The 17,982-nt window shown below is 62.0% G+C and carries 18 protein-coding genes; 4 read left to right on the top strand and 14 right to left on the bottom strand.

What is annotated here, in order from left to right:
* The first annotated feature begins 36 nt into the window (after positions 1-36).
* Positions 37-729 carry an aspartate/glutamate racemase family protein gene (locus ATY02_RS14530; protein ID WP_068587076.1) on the top strand — a complete coding sequence of 231 codons (693 nt, stop codon included), beginning with the start codon at positions 37-39 and terminating at the stop codon, positions 727-729.
* Between the two features lie 95 nt (positions 730-824).
* Here ATY02_RS14530 and ATY02_RS14525 read toward each other — a convergent pair whose 3' ends face one another.
* The 12 genes from ATY02_RS14525 to ATY02_RS14470 all read right to left on the bottom strand — a co-directional run bounded on the left by ATY02_RS14525 (position 825) and on the right by ATY02_RS14470 (position 12,892).
* Positions 825-1,343, bottom strand: coding sequence for a GNAT family N-acetyltransferase (locus tag ATY02_RS14525; protein WP_068587074.1), 519 nt, complete (start codon positions 1,341-1,343; stop codon positions 825-827).
* 260 nt (positions 1,344-1,603) lie between these two features.
* On the bottom strand, positions 1,604-2,581 hold the full coding sequence (locus ATY02_RS14520) for a LysR family transcriptional regulator (RefSeq protein ID WP_068587073.1): 978 nt from the start codon (positions 2,579-2,581) through the stop codon (positions 1,604-1,606).
* 153 nt (positions 2,582-2,734) lie between these two features.
* Positions 2,735-3,691 (bottom strand): peptidylprolyl isomerase, encoded by a 957-nt coding sequence (locus tag ATY02_RS14515; protein WP_068587082.1) that lies wholly within the window; start codon positions 3,689-3,691, stop codon positions 2,735-2,737.
* A complete protein-coding gene (locus ATY02_RS14510; RefSeq protein ID WP_068587084.1) occupies positions 3,688-4,182 on the bottom strand; it encodes a YbjN domain-containing protein in 495 nt (164 codons plus the stop codon). The genes ATY02_RS14515 and ATY02_RS14510 overlap by 4 nt, the downstream gene beginning before the upstream one ends.
* Positions 4,183-4,202: 20 nt before the next feature.
* On the bottom strand, positions 4,203-4,850 hold the full coding sequence (locus ATY02_RS14505) for a DNA repair protein (protein ID WP_068595636.1): 648 nt from the start codon (positions 4,848-4,850) through the stop codon (positions 4,203-4,205).
* Positions 4,851-4,867: 17 nt separating this feature from the next.
* Entirely contained in the window at positions 4,868-6,574 is a 1,707-nt protein-coding gene (locus ATY02_RS14500) for a putative porin (protein ID WP_068587086.1), read from the bottom strand.
* A 39-nt stretch (positions 6,575-6,613) separates the two neighbouring features.
* Positions 6,614-7,330 (bottom strand): energy transducer TonB family protein, encoded by a 717-nt coding sequence (locus tag ATY02_RS14495; protein ID WP_068587087.1) that lies wholly within the window; start codon positions 7,328-7,330, stop codon positions 6,614-6,616.
* Between the two features lie 3 nt (positions 7,331-7,333).
* The gene (locus ATY02_RS14490; protein WP_053129146.1) at positions 7,334-7,756 is read right to left on the bottom strand and encodes an ExbD/TolR family protein; all 423 of its coding nucleotides are present in this window, start codon (positions 7,754-7,756) and stop codon (positions 7,334-7,336) included.
* Positions 7,757-7,767: 11 nt separating this feature from the next.
* Positions 7,768-9,585, bottom strand: a complete 1,818-nt coding sequence (locus tag ATY02_RS14485; protein ID WP_068587093.1) for a DUF2341 domain-containing protein — start codon at positions 9,583-9,585, stop codon at positions 7,768-7,770.
* Between the two features lie 22 nt (positions 9,586-9,607).
* On the bottom strand, positions 9,608-11,242 hold the full coding sequence (locus tag ATY02_RS14480; RefSeq protein WP_416220659.1) for a ShlB/FhaC/HecB family hemolysin secretion/activation protein: 1,635 nt from the start codon (positions 11,240-11,242) through the stop codon (positions 9,608-9,610).
* 74 nt (positions 11,243-11,316) lie between these two features.
* Positions 11,317-11,928 carry a transposase gene (locus ATY02_RS14475; RefSeq protein WP_068595625.1) on the bottom strand — a complete coding sequence of 204 codons (612 nt, stop codon included), beginning with the start codon at positions 11,926-11,928 and terminating at the stop codon, positions 11,317-11,319.
* 349 nt (positions 11,929-12,277) lie between these two features.
* Positions 12,278-12,892: a class I SAM-dependent methyltransferase gene (locus ATY02_RS14470; protein WP_068587097.1), complete on the bottom strand. Its 615-nt coding sequence runs from the start codon at positions 12,890-12,892 to the stop codon at positions 12,278-12,280.
* Between the two features lie 206 nt (positions 12,893-13,098).
* Here ATY02_RS14470 and ATY02_RS14465 point away from each other — a divergent pair, with 206 nt between their 5' ends.
* On the top strand, positions 13,099-13,524 hold the full coding sequence (locus tag ATY02_RS14465) for a hypothetical protein (protein ID WP_068587099.1): 426 nt from the start codon (positions 13,099-13,101) through the stop codon (positions 13,522-13,524).
* 36 nt (positions 13,525-13,560) lie between these two features.
* Here ATY02_RS14465 and ATY02_RS14460 read toward each other — a convergent pair whose 3' ends face one another.
* Entirely contained in the window at positions 13,561-14,724 is a 1,164-nt protein-coding gene (locus ATY02_RS14460; protein WP_068587101.1) for a contractile injection system protein, VgrG/Pvc8 family, read from the bottom strand.
* A gap of 314 nt (positions 14,725-15,038) precedes the next feature.
* Entirely contained in the window at positions 15,039-16,142 is a 1,104-nt protein-coding gene (locus ATY02_RS14455; protein ID WP_068587105.1) for a polyamine ABC transporter substrate-binding protein, read from the bottom strand.
* A gap of 140 nt (positions 16,143-16,282) precedes the next feature.
* Between ATY02_RS14455 and ATY02_RS14450 the strand changes: the two genes are divergently transcribed.
* Together ATY02_RS14450 and ATY02_RS14445 are read left to right on the top strand one after the other, a co-directional pair.
* A complete protein-coding gene (locus ATY02_RS14450; protein ID WP_068587106.1) occupies positions 16,283-17,074 on the top strand; it encodes a helix-turn-helix transcriptional regulator in 792 nt (263 codons plus the stop codon).
* A gap of 158 nt (positions 17,075-17,232) precedes the next feature.
* Complete coding sequence (locus ATY02_RS14445) at positions 17,233-17,892, top strand: GntR family transcriptional regulator (RefSeq protein ID WP_068587144.1); 660 nt, start codon at positions 17,233-17,235, stop codon at positions 17,890-17,892.
* Positions 17,893-17,982 lie beyond the last annotated feature (90 nt).

The following is a 17,982-nucleotide window of genomic DNA, read 5'->3' as shown; positions in this document are numbered from 1 at the left end:
TGAAGCTCACACAACAGCACTACAGAGGAGTTGCCCATGCGCACCATCGGCCTGCTTGGCGGCATGAGCTGGGAATCCAGCGCCGAATACTATCGCCTGATCAATCAGCAGGTACGTGACCGGCTGGGGCCGCTGCGTTCGGCGCGGTTGCTAATGTACAGCCTCGACTTCGGCCCTGTCGAACAGGCCCAGCATGCCGGGCGCTGGGACGATGCGGCGGCGATCCTGGTGGATGGCGCCCGACGCTTGCAGGCCGGTGGCGCCGACTGCGTGCTGCTCTGTACCAACACCATGCACAAGGTGGCGCAACAGATCCAGGCCGCCATCGAGGTGCCCTTCCTGCATATCGCCGATGCCACCGCCCAGGCCGCGCTGGACGCCGGCACCCTGCGGGTGGGCCTGCTGGGCACCGCCTTCAGCATGGAGCAGGAGTTTCTCAAGAGCCGCCTGGCCGGCCATGGCCTGCAGGTGCTGGTGCCCGATGCGCCGCAGCGCCAACAGGTGCACCGGATCATCTACGAACAGTTGTGCGTGGGCATCATCAGCGAAGCGTCGCGCCGGGTGTATCAGCAGGTGATCGATTCGTTGCAGGCCCAGGGCGCCCAGGCGGTGATCCTGGGCTGCACCGAGATCGGCCTGTTGCTCAAGCCCGAGCACAGTCCCCTGCCCCTGCTCGACAGCACCGAGTTGCATGCCCGGGCAGCGGTGGCCTTCGCCCTGGGGGATTGACCCACAGCGCCGCCCCGAGTGTTTCGAAAGGCACAAGCGCGGCAGCGACGTCCCCATCGGGGCCGAGCGCTGCCACAGCCGACGGCAAGGATGAGTCAGGCCGGGCGCCGCAGGCGGGCCATGCTCAGCACATCGATAAACTGGCCGCCACGCACCGCGTAATCACGCAGGCGGCCTTCGCTCTCGAAGCCGAACTTCTGATACAGGCCGATGGCCGGCAGGTTGTCGGCATACACCGTGAGATCGACCCGGTGCACGTTCATCCAGTTGTCCGCCACCTCCAGCACCGCCGCCAGCAGTCGGCTGCCGATGCCCTGGCGCTGCCACTCCGGCGACACCCCCATGCCGATGCTCGCGCAATGGGCGCGGCGCACCCGGGCCATCTGCTCCAGGCTGCAGCTGCCGATCACCGTGCCCTGATGCAGGGCCACCAGGGACACCAGGCGCTCGTTGTCAGCCCGCTGGATCAGGCGCTGGCGCCACAGCTCGCGGGACTGATAAGGCATCTGCAGGGTCTGGGCCGCCACACTGGGCGTGCTGTACAGCACGGTCAGCCCGTCGACATGGGCTTCGGTGGCGCGCTCGATGATGATCCGGGGGTGGTCGTTGGCCATGGTGCAGTCGTCCTTGCTATACAAATGGCCACCGAGTGTAAAACTCCCGAAGCTATTCTGGCCAGACAGGTGAATGCCAGATTGCCTGTATGGCGACGTGGGATGTTCCGATACAGGCTTGCACTTAAGCTTCAGCGCAAAACCAACCACCTCCCGTGGCGACAGCCGCAACTGCGTACGACACCCCACCTTCCGGCAAGGTGCCGCCGATCAATGGGCAGCCTGCGAGCACGTCGAAACACTCCAACCATGAATGGCCCTTAGACAAACCACTCCTGGCGCTCGGTGAAGGTGTGCAGTATCAGGTCGACCAATTGCTGCACCTGTTCCTCATGCTCTACTTCGGCGTTCACCGCCAGCCAGGCGCGACGTTGCATGTGTTCGTTGAACAACCCGGGCAAGGCCGTGAGGCCACGGTCGAAACGGCTGATGTACTGCGGCAGCAGGCCGATGCAGGCGCTGCAACGGATCATTTCCAGCATCAGCTCATAGGAATGCACATGCACCACCCCGGCCAACCGCTGCTCCACCAGGCTGTTCCAGGGCCGAAAGGGTTCGATCTGGCGATCGTGCTGCCACTGCACCAGCATGTAGTCGGTCAGGTCATCGAGGCTGTCCGGGCGCGCAGCGACTCGGGAGTAGCGCTTGGCGATATGCGGCAAATAACCGATGCGCGCCAGGGGCTGGGGCTCGCGGATCGCGAAACTGGGGCCCGGCAGCGGGGAATCCTCGGCGGCCAGCCACAGCACCAGGTCGGCGCTCAGGGCACGCAGCGACAGATCGCTGTCAATGGAAATGATCTCCAGGCGTGCGCTGGCATTGCGCCGCAACAAGGCGATCAGGTCGCGCCCAAGAATGTCGTGCAGGATGGTTTCCGCAACAGCCAGGCGGATCAGGGGTTGCTCCACCACTGGCAAGCGTCGCTGGTGCGCCAGGGCGATCAATTGCGCCTGCAGTTGCAGGCCCTCGCGGCTCAGGCTCAGGGCGTTGCCCTGGTAGCAGAACAGCGAGCGCCGCAAGTGTTCCTCCAACAAGGCCAATTGCTTGCGCAATAGCGTGGCCTTGATGTTCAGGCTGCGGGCGGCCTGCATGAAGCAACCGCAACGGGCACTGACCAGAAAATACTGGGCGACCTCAGGATCGATCCCGGCGGCCAGGGCCAGCCAGGCTTCCCGGGGTTCCTGGGGAACGGTGTAGGGCGCGCCCCCCAGGAGTGGAGCAGGTTCGAGAAATGACATCGATGACTCCCTGTCTTGTTGACTGTTGCTTCCTTGGCTTGCGCCGGTATTGGCGGTCGTAGGCCCGCCGTCGAGAGGACATGGGGAGACGGCCGGCGCCGAGCCTCGCAAGATGGCCGGCGCCGCTTGTGCCGCTCCCACATGGGCCGTTTTCTACAGTTTTTCCTCCAGGACCTGGTTGAGCACTGCACCGTCGATGCTCAGGGTCGCCGTATTGAGCATGCCTTCCAGGTATGCCTTGGCGATCTGTTCCTGACGTTGGGCACGCAGGGCCTGGGTCAGCTGATCACGCAACTCATCCAGGCTGGCAGTGCGTGCCGGCTGCTGCTCGGTGAGCTTGAGCACATGAAAGCCCGCCGCGCTCTGCACCACCTCGGAAACCCCACCCACCTTGAGCCGGGCCACTGCGCCACGTACTTCCGGCACCAGTTGTTGCAAGGGTTGCAGGCCCGAGTCCCCACCGCGCTGGGCTGTGCCCGGGTCCTGGGAGTACTGCGCGGCCAGGGCCGCGAACTCGGCCGGGGCCGCCTGCGCCTTCTTGCTCAGTTCCTGGGCCAGGCGCCGCACTTGCTCCAGCGCCTGGGGCTCGTTGACCGCCAGGAAGATCTGGCTGACCCGGTACAACGGTGGGGTCTGCCAGGCCGACTTGCCGCTGTCATAGGCCTGTTGCAACTCGGCCGCACTGGGGTAGTCCGCCGGTACCTGGCTGACCGACTGCAAATAGTCGCGAAAGACGATCTGTTCGGTGGCTGCGCGCGTCTGCTGCTCCACGTCCGGACGTTGGCGCCAGCCTTGGGCATCGGCCTGCTCGAGTACCGCCTTTTCCGCCAGGCGCGAGCGAATCCAGGCCTCCAGGGCCGGGCGATTGGCTCGCAATTGCTGGCCGGACGCCTCGGGCAGGCTGGCGAACAGGGCCTTGAGCTCCGTTGCCGCGACCTGCTGGGAGCCCAGGCGCGCCACCGCCGGGCCACTGGCCTGGGACTGTTGCAGCAGCGCCGATGCCGGCTGCTGGGCCGCCACCGGGTCGCTGCCCGGCCGCAAGGCCAGCCCCAGCGCCAGGCCGAGCAAGGTCAGTGCCCCGGCACCGACCACCAGGGTCGGCTTCTTCACAGGGCCGCTACCTCTTCAGCACTGGCAGGTTGCGGCGCATCGCCCTGTTCGGCCTGGGCCTGCAGGCGAGCGGCCTGCTGGCTGTACTCGCGCAGGTAGACGATGAACTCCTGGAGCAGGCGATCCCACAGCTCCAGCTGGCTGCGCAGGTGAGTGTCACTGACCCCGGCCACCACCACATCCATCTCCATCACCAGGAATTCACCCTGCAGCGACAACCGGGCGAAGCGCCGCGAAGCATTCCACAACTCGGCCAGCCCGGCCGGCAGCTCGCCCTGGACCCGCAGGGCGCAGCTGTAGGTGAAGTCCACATAGTGTCCCGACTCCCCCGCCGGATTGCCGAAGCGCACGGCATAGCCGATGCCCTGGCTGGCACTGAGCAACTGCACGATGCCGTTCTGCTCGGTCTGGTTGACCCTGTAGCCGGCGCCTTGCAAAAGCTCGGTCAGGCTGTCGGTGGTTACGCTGGTAATCAAGGTTGCTTGAGTCATGTTCATATCTTCCTTGGTAATCAATGAGCGCTCGCCGCCCGGGGAGCGTCGAACTGAGTCTGGTACAGGTCATCACCGAAGCCCTGGGCCAATTCCTCGAACTTGACCCTAGCACTGCCAGCGAAAGGCTGACGGATCTTCACCACCTCAGCCACGTCGATCTTCTCGTAGGCGGTGAGGATTTCCTTGGCGATGCCATACATTTGCTGATTCTTGACCGCACATTGCTGCACTTGTGTGTCACGTTCGTTCAATTGCGCCTGGAGCTTGGCGCGCTCCGCTTCCTTGCCGCGGGCCAGCACCAGCAGTTCGTCGTAGGCTTTCTTGAATTTTCCCAGCTGCTCGCTGTTGGCCACAGCCTGGGCCTGGGCCTGGCTCTGCAGGTTCTGCTGCTGGCCCGCCAGTTGCTCGGCCACGCCGCGGACCTTGGCCAGTTCGGCGCTCAGTTGCTTGACCTGGGCCTGAGCCTCCTTGGCCGCATTCTCGGCGGCCAGCCGCGCGGCGGCCGCCTGGGCCTGCTCGCTCTGCAAGGCCTGCAGTTGCTGAGTGGTGCTGCGCAACTGGGTACGCAGGCGCTCCTCCATGCCCTCGGCCGTGGCGCTCGCGCTGGCCAACACGCCACAGGCCAGCAACAGGCCCAGGGCCCCTGCCCTTGTCCGGCTGTTCATAACCATCCTCCCTGCGCTTAGAAGCGCGTGTTGAGTTCTAGCTGCATGACGTCGACTTCATAACGCGGCCCATAGACTTGCGATGCACTCATGTAGCGGGCCGTGGCGTAGATGTTCTTGTCGATGCCGTAGTTGCCGCCCAGGAAGTAGCCCTTGGCGTTGGTGCCCCCCAGGTGGAACGAAGAGTCGTTGAAACCATCGGGCAAGGCATCGGGCTGGATGTACTTGTAGCCAGCCAGCAGGTTCCAGTCGCCGGCCTTCTTCATTTCCAGGGCGTTGCCCAGGGTGAACTGCAGCATCAGCGCATTGGCGCCGCTCTCGAACTCGCCATTGCGATTGATGTTGTTGACGATCTGGCCTTCGCTGCGCTTGAGCATTTCGGCCTTGTCGTAGGCCAGGTTGTGGATGTAGTTGCCCTGGGTGCGCAGGTGCAGGTCATCCGGCAGCTCGGTGTCCCAGGCCAGGTTCAGGTCCAGCACGTCGAACTTCGAGGCCAGGCCCACATATTGCGGCTGCGGGGTCAGGCCAGGAGTGGCCGGGTTGGGCGCGATATTGCGCAACAGGAATACGCTGTTGCCCTTCTGCATGAAGGCCACGCGCGAGCCGTCGGTATCGCAGCCCGGGGCGCCGGCCCATGGTTTGCAGGGGCTGGAGCGCTGGCCTTCGATATCGTCGAAGCGGTAGTAGGCCAGTGCGCCCTTGAGGCTGTTGCTGCGGTTGATCTTCCAGTTGGCGCCGATCTGCCCGCCGAACAGCCACTTGGTATCGCTTTCGTTCTTGTCGAAACCGTTGCTGGTGGCCGTGTCGTTGGTGTATTCCACCGGGAAGGCACCGACCGTGCCGAACAGCCCCCAGTCGCTGTTGAGCTTGTGGTTGAAGATCGCCGCCACACCGTCGAAGTTCAGGTCGTTGGAATACAGCATGTCGGTGGAATAGAACGGATTGGCGATCCGCCCGCCGGTCAGGGTCAGGTCCTGGGTGGCCTTCCAGGTCAGGTAGCCCTGGTCGAGCCAGATGTCCTTCTTGCCAAAGCCGCCGCCCAGGGTCTGGGTGGTGGACACCGGATTGTTGTCCGACCCCGTGCCAATACGGATGCCGGCGGTCCATTCCGGCGAGATCACCGCCTTCATCCCCAGGCGGGCCCGCAGGCGGAACAGGTTGTCACGATCTTCACGGGTGTTGAGCAGCGGCGGCAGCTTGCTGTTGGTGTCCTTGTTGACGTCGTAGGGGCCGCTGTCGTTGAGCTTGGCGTAGTCGACGATCTCGTTGCTGTTGTTGTCGGCGAAGAACCGCGACTCACTGCGCAGGCGAATGTCGCCATCGAAGGTGATGCGCGAGACCCAATCCGGGAACGTATTGGGCTGGGCCCAGTTCTCCTGCTTGGCGGTGGCCATGACCTCGGCCTTGACCTGGTCGCGGATCTGGTCGCGGACAATCGCCGGTACGTACTGCACCCGCACGTCTCCCGGCGCTGCCGCAGGTCCGCTGGCGGCCACCGCAGCCACTGTAGCGTTGGCCTGGCGGGCTTGCTGGGCCTCCTTTTCGGCCTGGGCAATCAGCCCGTCGGCCTGCTCCTGCTTCAGCACTCCCTGCTGCACCAACAGACGGATCAGGTTGATCGTGGCGTTCTCCGAGGGCGCGGTCGCGGCGGCCGTGGCCTGTCCGGCCAGGGTCAGGGCAACCATGCCGAGCGCCAGGGTCAATCGATTCATGGTGGAAATCATCTGCACACAACTCCTGTAGAAACTGCAAAAGAGGTTCGATCAATCCGGGCGCCGGCCCTTGAGGGACAGGCGCACAGGCAAGGTCAGGGAAGCCGGCATGCGTTCCTTCAAGCGCGGCGTGGCTCGCAGTGCCGCCAGTACCTGTTCGTCGGTCTGGGCATCGCCACTGGAATGGGCCAGCACGACCCGGGTGACCTGGCCGTCAGCGCCCAGCCACAGGTCCACCTGCAGCGCATAGGCCTTCTTGCGCAGCTCAGGGTCCTCGCGCAGCACTCGCTGGAAAGTCGCCGCCAGGTATTGCTTGTAGGTTCCGGTGCCCAGGCCGCCGCCACCGGAGCCGGCCATGCCGCCACCCTTGCCGGCGCCGATGTTGAACGCATCGTTGCCAGCCTGGGCATCACCGTCGATCTGCATCGGGTTGGCCAGGTCGTCCGCCGGCGATGGCGGCGCCTCTTCCTCCGGCTTGACCTCCTCGGGGGTCGGCGTGGGTTCGGGCTCCGGCACCTTTTCTTCCACCGGGTCTGGCTCCTTGGGCTTTTCCGGCGGCGGTGGAGGTGGCGGCGGTGGTGGCGGCAACGGGATGATGGTCGGCACCTTCGGCGCTTCCCGGCGCACCCCGGCCATGTCGTTGGCCCACTGCCACAGCAGCCAGGCGGCAGCGCCAGCCAGCAGGAGCCCGACTCCCCACTTGAGCACGCGCACGACTCTCGGCTTGCGCTGAACGGGCGGTAGCTGGATCGGTTGTTGTGCGGTCATGACTCAGCCCTGGGGTTTGCCGGTGACCAGGCCGACCTGGGACAACTCCAGGCGGCGCAGCAGGTCGAGGACTTCGATGACCTTCTGGTACTGCACCGTGGCGTCGCCGCGGACGATGATCGGGAAGTCGGGGTTCTGCGCCTTCTCGATGCGCAGGCGCTCTTCCAGCTCGCCCAGGGTCACCGGGTAGGCGTCGAGGAACACCTGGCCGCCATCGTTCACCGAAATGGCCTTGGTCTTGGCCTCCGACAGGGACACCGAGGCGCTGGCCTTGGGCAGATGGATCTGGATGCCCGAGACCTGGGCGGTGGCGGTGAGGATGAACATCACCAGCACCACCATCAGCACGTCCACCAGGGGCGTGATATTGATGCTGTCGACGGCGGCATCGTCTTCGTCGTCATGGGAGGCGTTCACGGAAGCCATGGCAGTTCTCCTCAGGCCGGGACCGATGCGTTGCTGTGGCTGACGCGCCAGTGGGCGTTCTCGTGCTGCTGGCTCTCGCCATGCAGTTCCGCCAGGCGAGTGATGAACTCATCGACGAACACCCGCATGTCGGCCCCCACTTCCTTGTTGCGGGTGATCAGGCGGTTGTAGCCGAACAACGCCGGGATCGCGACGAACAGGCCCATGGCGGTGGCCAGCAAGGCCGCAGCCATGCCCGGGGCGATGGCATTGATGTTGACGTCGCCGGCCATGGCGGTACCGAGGAACACCACCATGATCCCCAGCACCGTGCCCAACAGGCCGATGTAGGGGCCGCCGGCGATGGCGTTGGAGAGGGTCGAGAGCTTGGCGCTCAGTTGCTGGTTCTCGCGGGTGCGCACCCCGTCCATGGAACAGCGGATGGCCTCGATAGTGGCCGCCGACACCGACGAGGTATCGGCGCCCTGCTCGCGGCGGGTGCGGATCTCCTTGACCGCCACCAGGTACAGGCGCCACAGCGAGGATTGCTCCAGGCGCTCGGCCAGGGCCTGGTCATCGGCGAACATTTCCAGGCGCGTGCCGACCCTGGCGAACTGCTCGCGAAACAAGGCATTGGCGGCACTGACACGGCTGACCATGCGGTTCTTGCGCAGCATGATGACCCAGGACTGGATCATCATCGCCACCAGCACCAGGATGATCACCCAGGCATCCATCGGTACCGCCTTGAGCAGGAAGCCCAGGCTGCCGAAACCGAAACCGGACTGTTCTTCATCGACGCCGTAGGCCACCAGCTTCGACTCGGCCCCCTGGGAACTTGCATCCGCAAGAATCAGCGCTGCAGGTCGTACCACCTTGGACAGCCGCAACTCGTCCAGCGCCCCGGTGAACGGCAGGAAATGACTGGCCTCGGCGCCAGGGGCCGGCGGCAGGTCGGCACCGATGGCCAATACCGAGTTGAAGCTGGCGATGGCCTGGGCCAGGCTCGCGGTCTCGCGGCCATTGACGTACAGGGCGAGCTTGCTGCCCTCCCCGCTCAAGGCCAGGTGTTGCCATTGCCCCGGATTCAACGGTTGGGTGGACACCGCGCGCTGGCCATCCACTTCCACGAACGGCACGCCCTGGTTGACCCCGATCAGCAGGCTGGAGGCACCTTCGCGACGGGCCAGCAACAGCTGCTCGCCACTGGCCTGGTCCAGGCGTACCCAGGCACTGAAGGTGAACGCCCCACCGGCGTTGTGCTGCAGCGACGGGCTGGCCGGCAACAGCAGCGGCTGGCCGCTGAACTGCAAGGCACGGCCGATGACGCCCTCGATGGCCGCGCCAGTGGCGTTCTGCGCGGTGTTGCCGTAGGCGGTGGTGTCCTTGGCGGGCGTGCCATTGCTGCCATCGAAATGGTAGATGGCGGTGTAGCTGGGATCGAAAGTCAGCTGGCCATTGGCAGTACCCGGGGCCTTCTGGTTGCCGTAGTACATCCAGATATCCTGGCGCTGGCCACCTTCGACCCTGGGCACATCGACCCAGATCAGCGCCATGCCCATCAATGGGTCGAAGCTCTCGATCTGATGGTTGAACACGGTCTTGTCATCGGCGGCGACAAACCGCAGGTCGGACCCGTCTTCCTTGACCCCGTCGAACGTGAAGTTGCCGGTGTGCAAGCGCACCAGCAAGGCGGTGCGGCCCAAGGCCTCGTTGATGCCGGCGCCCTGGGGCGTGGTGTCCACGGTGATCTGCTTGCGGTAGTGCCAGTCGTCCTGCCACCAGGCATGGGCCGTGGCCGGGAGCACGAAGCCCAGGCAGATCAACAGGCTCAGGAATAAGCGTTGCATGGAAGAGGTTCTCCGTAAAAAGTCAGAACGTCGCCTGCACACTGAAGTGCACGCGCGGGTCGTGTTTCTGGGTGTTGGGCCCGTCTTTGAGCGGGTAGCCCCAGTCCAGGCTGCCGGACAGCCACTTGCTCAGGCTGGCGCGAGTGCCCAGGCCGACGCTCGCCAGGCTGTATTCGTCGTCCTGTTCCGGCAGGGGCTCATGCAGGCTCAGGCGGGCACCTTCGGCGAAGGCGTAGAAGCGCCATTCCTGCACGTAGCTGCCGAGGAATTTGGCCAGGGACGGCGTGCGCAGCTCCTGGGAAAACAGGTAGCCCTCGTCCCCTGTGCGTTCAGCGGCCAGGTAACCGCGTACCGACGTGGCACCGCCGGCGGAATACTGCTCGTTGGACACCAGCGGCCCCGAGGCCAGCTGGAAGGCGCTCTTGGATGCCGACTGCCAATCGTTGTCGAAGGTGTAGGTAAAGTTCAGGTCGCCCTTGAGCACCGAGAAACTGGCACTGGCTTCATCGCGTTTGAACTGGAACTCGTGGGCCTCGCTGCCATAGCCGAAAGAGCGCCGGGTACCGATCACCAGGTTCAACCCCAGGCCCAGCTGGGACTTTTCGCTGTAGCGGTAACCGTTGTAGCCGAAGGTCAGCGGGGCGTACTTGAGCGGGATCTCATCGCGGCTGTTGCCCAGGCGCACTTCTTCCTTGAAGTCCTTGAAGTCCACCCCCAGCGAAAACAAGTTGGCCCAGTTGCCCGAGGCCGGCAGGGTGTAGATCGCCGACAATCCATAGGAGTGGCCCTTGCCCAGCACATTGCTGCCGCCGATGGTGGCGATGTTGCTGTCGGACTGGTAGCCGGAGAACTGCAGGCTCCAGCGATCCGTCAACGGTGCGGTGTAGGAACCGGACCAGACCTTGGCGTTCTCGGTGTCCTGGGGGGCGGTGAAAAAGGTCAGGGACACGCTGTGGCCCAGTTGCCACAGGTTGTCGTAGCCGACGCTGGCCACCGAGCGCAGCTTTTCGGTGTCGGCGCTGTAGTCGTTGTTCAGGCCGAGGCTGGCGCGCCAGGGATTCTGGTCCTCCACTTGCAGGTCCACATCCATGGTTCCCGGGCGCTGGCCCTCGCGCACCAACGGCATGACCTGGCGCCCCGTTCCCCGATTGAGGCCGGCCAGCTGGCTCTGCACCGTGGCGAAGTCCGGGACCTGGCCTTCCTTGAGCGCCGGCACCTGGTCGCGGATCTCCACCGGCGAATAGTGCTTGGCGCCCACGACCCGCACACGACCGACCTTGGTCTCGCTGACCTGCAGGTAGACGATGCCGTCCTCGACCTTCTGCTCCGGTAGTTCGACGTATACCGACTGGTAGCCCCGGGCCTGATAGACCTTCTGCAAGGCATCGCGAGCGCCTTCGATATCGCTCAAGGCCTTTTGCGGGCCCAAGAACGGGTACACCGCCTCCTCGATCGCCCGGGCATCGAGCACCGTATTGCCGCGTACGAAGTACTCGTTGACGTCCACCAGCTTGGCTGGTGCCGTCTCGGCCACGGCGGCCTGCCCGGCCTCCTCGGCCTGCACCACCGGCGCCAGCGCCAATAGCGTCAACCAACCGCACAACGGCCACCAGCGCCCGCCACTGCCCGGTCGTCCTGATTTGCCCAGATGCTCCACACCGCCCCCTAGAAGTCTGAAAATTGGCGCGCGCACGCGCATTGCCGTCGCCGTTTGCACAGCGTTTGGCCGATTCAATTGCTGGTGATCGTGGTGTTGTCGTGGCGTGCCAGCCAGGTATGCAGCAGCGCGAAGTTCAGCGAAAACTCCGGCATCTGCAGCAGGGCGCCGCAGAACACTTCACCGATGATCTTGTGGATCAGTTGCACGGCCTGCGGGTTGTTCAGCAGCGTGGCGATGTCGCGGCTCAAGACACTGAAGCTCCAGACCTTCTGGTTCAGGCCCAGGCCGACGAACCAGCGGAACAGCAGGTTGTAGTTGAGCTGTTCGTAAAGCTGCTGTTCGCTTTGGACCGAGTACAAAAGCTGCAACAACAGGATGTGCATCACCGTACGCGGCGCGATGAACATACCGGCCTCGGCATGGAGGCTCAGGAACAGGTCGCCCTGCTGATCAAGCAACTCCTCGATCTGCGGGCGCAGCAACACCAGCGAATGCCCCGGCGGGATGTAGCTGGACACCTCCTTCAAGGCCCCCTGCCAATCATCCTGGGACACGATCCAGACCCACGGAGCGCCATAGCGATAGACCGAGACCGTCTTCTTGCGAGCCGCTTCGACAATCTTCGACAGCCGTTGGTCCAGCTCCTGCATGCCCACTTTCGAGTAGCGTTCCATAGTCCCCATAGCCTCACTCCCGGCATCCCGCCTCGGCTTAAAAAAGTGGCCTTGCGGCCCCCTCAAGCGCGTTACATACCCAAGACCCAAGTGGCTATGCGCTACCGAACTTTTGTCATAAAAGCTTCATTCACAACCTGAAAATCAAACTGCCATCACTGCAATTCAACCGCTGCCGCAGGTTGCGTTGGGTCGGATATATGGAGGGGCTACAACCACCGCACAGGCTCGTGTAGCCGCTGCCGCAGGCTGTGCAGGGGTGCGCAGCGCCCACCAGGCCGGGCGCCGCGTTGGGCCAGATACATAGGGAGCCACGGCCGCTGGGCGGCCGATCGCAGCCTCACAGGCTCGGCAGCGGCTACAGGGGATGTTGGGCGATCACGTCAATCCGGTGCCAATGCTTGGTCCCTCGCAGGCTGGGGCCGTCGTACTCGTGGACCTGGACGTGGATCAAGTCGAAATCGAGAAACAAGGCACGAACCTCTGGCTCGGAATGAAACGTTCTCGACGGATCACCCGCCCAGCCATCCCTGTCGCCAAAGAACTGGCCCACGAAGATCCCTCCGGGAAGCAGGGCAGCCCTGACCGTGGTCCAGAATTTTTCAAAGCTTTGCGGATGACAAAATGGCATCGACATGCCGGCATGGATCAATGAGGCCGCCGGCAATGCCACAAGGTCCTCGAACCTTTGCACGACAGCGACGCATTCGCGGCATGGGAAGCCTGCGCCGATGGCCCTGGCCCTTTCGATTGCACCAAGTTCCTGGTCAATCGCCAGGACATCCCACCCTGCCGCCATCAGGGCACGGGTTTCGTTACCAGCGCCGCACCCCAGGTCAATGGCTCTTGCCGAACCTGTCGAAGGGCTTGCAAGCGCCATCGCAGCCTGAAGCAGCGATGAGGCCGGACGCTCCTTGTGATGCTCGTAGTAGGTGCTCCACGGTGCTGGACCGCCTGGATTTCGCGACTGCATTCCTTGAACCGTTGCGGATGGTCATGGGTGGTGTAAGGCTTGGCGATACTGCCAGAGAGTGGATGACAGAATGTGAACAGTGGCATGGGCATAGGTAGCAATGTGAGAATGCGCACGCTTCGATACCCTGCGGCCGCCGGGTTCGGGGAGCCCCACAAGGATCAGGTCGACAAACGCTCACCCCATTGGAAAATCGGAATCACCCCATGAAATTCACCTTGGCCGGTCAAGTCATCGACCCGAAGAGCGTCGGCTATCGCAGCCTGGGCTTCGGCGAAGCGCTGGCCATCGCAGCAACCCCTTATGAGCTGCGCATCCGCCACAGTGAACTCCCGCCGGATTTCCTGGACCACGCCGACAGCTTTACCGCCCAATGCCAGAGCGATGACCTGGCCCAGGGCTTTATCGACATCCCGGAGCTGGAAGCGATCGACTACCCAGGTTTCAGGACACTTTTGACAAACCATCCCGACCTGGCCGCGCGCTTGATCCGGGACTACCTGTACTTTGATTTGTTCTATTCGCTGTTTCCGAATTCAGTCGGCCTCGACGTCGTGATCAACGACATCACCGACCTTTACCTGCAAGAGGACTCGATCATCGTCACGGGTAAAACATTCGCCGCTCGGTGAATACCAGGTCGCGCACAAGGCAATGTGCTGGTCCTTTCAGCGACAGCACTGGCAGCCGCCGATCCGCGGTTGATCGGGGTCACCGTCAACAAAGGTGACCGTGACCTCCTCTCCGACCTGCAAGGGTTTCACCTGGCCGCATTCGCTGGCGGCGCCAACGAGCCAACAGCTGCTCTTGTCATCAAAGCGACCTTCACGGTCCCAGGGAAACCGCACCTTGACCCGTCCAGGGCGCGGCTCACCGGGTGTCTCTTCATCTTCCAGGGCGATGACCACCGCGACCTGGCTGCTTGGAACCTGGGGTTTGTGATGAACCACGGGCGGACGATGGAACACCTCCCACGCCAGCGCTGTAAAACGGTTGCGATAGCCCTGGAGCACATCGTCGCCGGGCTCGACGCCATCGTCCCAGGCCTCGGGTTGCCGGCCTTCATGGAAGACCTGGGTGAGCAGCCATAGATCGTTGCCCTGGCCTGGGCAATCCGAGCATTCCACCACATGGCCACTGTGCAGGTAGACCTGTTTGCTCTGCCCCTCGACTTGGCGATGAACCATGTAGCGGCGCTCCAGGGTGCGCGCACCCGGAACCTGGATGTGTTCGCCAGCCACCCAGCCGTTCTCTTGTGCTAGAGCCGTGGCCTGCCCGATCCTGGGAAAAGCCGTCCGGTCGTCGGCAAATACCAGTACATGACCTTGAGCGCTGTGCTGGAAGTGAAAGTGAATCCCCTCCTCTTCGCACAAACGCTGGATAAAGTGCAGATCGGTTTCATCGTATTGGGTGCGGTAGTCACGCTGGGGATAGGTCGCCTTCAGCTCCAACCGATAGGCATCGCCCAGGATGCCGTGCTCCTCCAGTATCAGGGCGACGATTTTCGGCACCGAGAATCCTTGATAGACCCTGCGATTGATGCGGTGGCGCAAATAGGACAGGTGCGGAACGAGGACCGCTCGGTAGCGATCGCCACTGCGCTCGATGTGGTAGATCCGCCCATGAATTCCCCTACCCTGCGGGTCGAAACCCAGAAACGCCTCGGCGTCGACCAGGCTTTCCAGGTCCAGGCCAGGGTTTGCAAGCCACTCCATATTGAAGAAGTAAGGCTTGCTGATTGCCTCCTCACCACTAAATGCGAGCACTTGAACGTCGCGCTCGAGACCGTCGATTGTCAAACTGAAACATGTCTGATGGGCTGGTCTGGGCATCCACTGTTCTCGTATTGGATGAAGTGTTGAGTTGATGCTGTCGCGGACAGCAATGCAGGCATGGCTCTACTTGAAGAACCACGTCCAGGGCGAATCAATCTGATACTGCCTCGCCACCATTGCGACCAACAGGGCTTGAACAACAGTAAACAATTACAAGTAATTGACTGTTCAACGACATGCAGACACTTGCGAGGAGCGCCTTGCATTTCCCAGTAACTTCTTATCGAAACGACTTGCTGCTTTAACTCTTTGCAAGCTTTCGTAGAGGGTGAAAGCCTGCAAAGAACAATCATTGAGATGATCGGTCCGGATCAGATACTACTCTTCACCTTGGTCCAGACCCGCGTGCGAATTCGCTCCAGCTTCAAGGGTAATGGCTCAAGCGGAACCAATTCAGCAACGACTTTCCGGTCTGGATAAATCCATGGGTTGTCCCGCAACTTTTGTTCGACAAACTCCGTGGCATCCTTATTCGCATTAGGATAGAGCGTATGGTTTGAAGTCTTGGCAATAACTTCCGGGCGCAGCATGTAGTTGATGAACGCCAGCCCTTCCTTCGGATGGGGAGCGTCTTTTAGCAGCACCAGGTTTTCCGACCAGACCAGTGCCCCCTCGCGAGGAAGGCTGTAGGTAATCTTGCGGCCGGTGTTGGCCTTTTCATTAACGGCCTGTGCAGCAAGGGCACCGTTGGCCCATCCCACGACAACACAGATATTGCCATCAGCCAGGTCGGTGTCGATCTTGGACGAGTCGAAATAGAGGATGTAGGGACGGATCTTCAACAGCAGGGCTTGAGCCTTCTGGTAATCGTCCGGGTTTCTGCTGTTGCTGGGAAGTCCCAGGTAATGCAAGGCAATCGAGATGATCTCGCTTGGCGAGTCGAGCATCGCCACGCCACAGGATTGGAGCTTGCTGATGTTTTCTTCTTTAAATATCAGGTCCCAGCTATTCACCGGTGCATCATCGCCCAGCGCCGCCTTGACCTTATCGACGTCATAGCCAATGCCCGTGGTTCCCCACAAGTAAGGCACGGCATAACGGTTGCCTGGGTCGTTGACCGCGACCTGGGCCAGCAGATCTGGGTCGATATGCGCCAAGTTGCTCAGTTGACTGCGATCCAACGGCTGCAGGACGCCGGCCTGGATCAGGCTGGGCAACACGTTGGAGGTTGCCACGACCACGTCATATCCGGTACGCCCGGCCATGACCTTGCTCTGCATGATTTCAGCGCTGTCGAACGCATCCATGTGAATCCTGATGCCAGCGTCCCGCTCGAACTCCTTGGGAGTCTGTGGGGCGAGGAGCCCGAACCAGTTGTACAGGTACATCCCGGGTTCTGCAGCGGCCGCCGATGTGCTTATCCCCGCACACAGCAACGCAGCCGAAAAAATGGTTCGCAAACGAAGCTTTCTCATGCAACATCCTTGTTCAAGCCGATGTGCCCTCATGGCCATCGTTAACACCCGAACGTGAATATACCGGGGGTTAACGAATAGTAAATACCTACGAATACTTACCTCTAGCCCACGACTCCCTAACCCTAAAGGGGTAGAAAATGCCGCTCGACCTTCATAGCCTGGCCTGGCATCGATCGATTGGAAAACTGATCATGCAGTTGAATCGTCCAGAGTTCTGGAGCTCGCTTATTCGGACATTGAATGAATATGTACAAGTCGATAACTGGGTCGTATTGATTTTCAGCAGCAAACAAGTTCAGGTTGTCAGTCTCCCCGAAGTAGCAGATGCCGAAGAGGTGGACGCATTTACCCAGCGTTACGTCAAGGGGCTTTATCTGCTGGACCCTTTCTACATAGCCAATCGAGAGAACCCACAAAGTGGTTTCTTTCACTTGTTGGATATCGTTCCTGAGTATTTCCTCGAAACCGAGTACTACCACAAGTACTTTGCACAATACATTTCTGTAGATGAAGTGCAGTACAACGCGCAACTCGACGGGGACAGGACCTTATGCATCTCCATTGGTAGCAGCACTCACTTTTGCCAGGACCAGATCACCATGCTCGATATCATCAAGCCATGGGTGATCGCCTTGATGCATCAGCGCATGAGTTTCGAGATCGAGGAAGAGAAGCACCTCACCAGCGCGCCTTTATGGTCGCAAACCATTACCCAACTCGGCACGCAGATAACCACGCGGGAAAGCGACGTGCTCAGGCTATTGCTCAGTGGCTTCTCCAACAAGGAGATCGCCGGAAAACTCTGCCTGTCGGCCGAAACGATCAAGGTTCACCGCCGCAACATCTACGCAAAGTTGAACATCAAGTCCCAATCCGAACTGTTCGCTCGCTTCTTCATGCCCAAGAAAGATGCCTTTTCTTCAGTTTGAAACAAGACGTTCCGATCCCGCCCTGCTGATTCGAAGCTGGCCTGCTTGATCATCGCGAGCTGATTCCGGGAGGTGCGCGTAAGCGGCGCATCTTTTGGCCCCCACGGCATTTCGTATAAGATATTCGCATTCATCCTCACTCGGTAACCCTCGTGCCCCTGCCCTTTCACAAAGCCCCCAACCTTGGCGTCGTGCCCTCGACCTCGGAAATCATTGCCAAGCACCTGCGTGAAGCCATCATCTCCGGCCACCTGGCTGAAGGCGAACCGGTGCGCCAGGACGACATCGCCCAGGTGTTCAATGTCAGCAAGATTCCGGTGCGCGAGGCGCTCAAGCGCCTGGAGGCCGAGGGGCTGGTGGACTTTCATCGCAATCGCGGCGCCCTGGTGACCAAGATCTCCGAGCCAGAGCTGGCCCAGATGTTCGAAGTGAGGGTGCTACTGGAGGTCCAGGCGATCCGCCTGGCCGTTCCCAACATGACCGAAGAAACCTTTGCCCGGGCCGAAGCGATCTGCGCCGAGTTCGTCGGGGAGAACGACATCGGCCGTTGGGCCGAACTCAATTGGGAATTGCATGCCTGCCTGTACGAACCGGCCCAGCGTCCTTTCCTGGTCAACCTGATCCGCTCGATCCACGACAAGATCGAACGCTACCTGCGCATGCAGATGAGCCTTTCAGCCGGGAAGGATCGCGCCGACCACGAGCACAAGGACATCGTCGCCGCCTGCCGCAGCGGGAATGTCGAACTCGCGGCCAAGCTGATCGAAGAGCACATCAACGGCGTCTGCCAGAGCCTGTACGAACACCTGCCCCACTGACCGCTACTGGTTGCTCCGTTAGGTGGCATCCCCATGGCGGGTGCCACCTGTCGTAACACCCTCGCGCCCATGGCCTGCATCGAGGCCAAC

The organism is Pseudomonas sp. BIOMIG1BAC, assembly GCF_001705995.2.
GTDB classification, from domain to species: domain Bacteria; phylum Pseudomonadota; class Gammaproteobacteria; order Pseudomonadales; family Pseudomonadaceae; genus Aquipseudomonas; species Aquipseudomonas sessilinigenes.
Note: the sequence above shows the minus strand (reverse complement) of the source record. Positions and strands in the feature narration are given on the sequence as shown.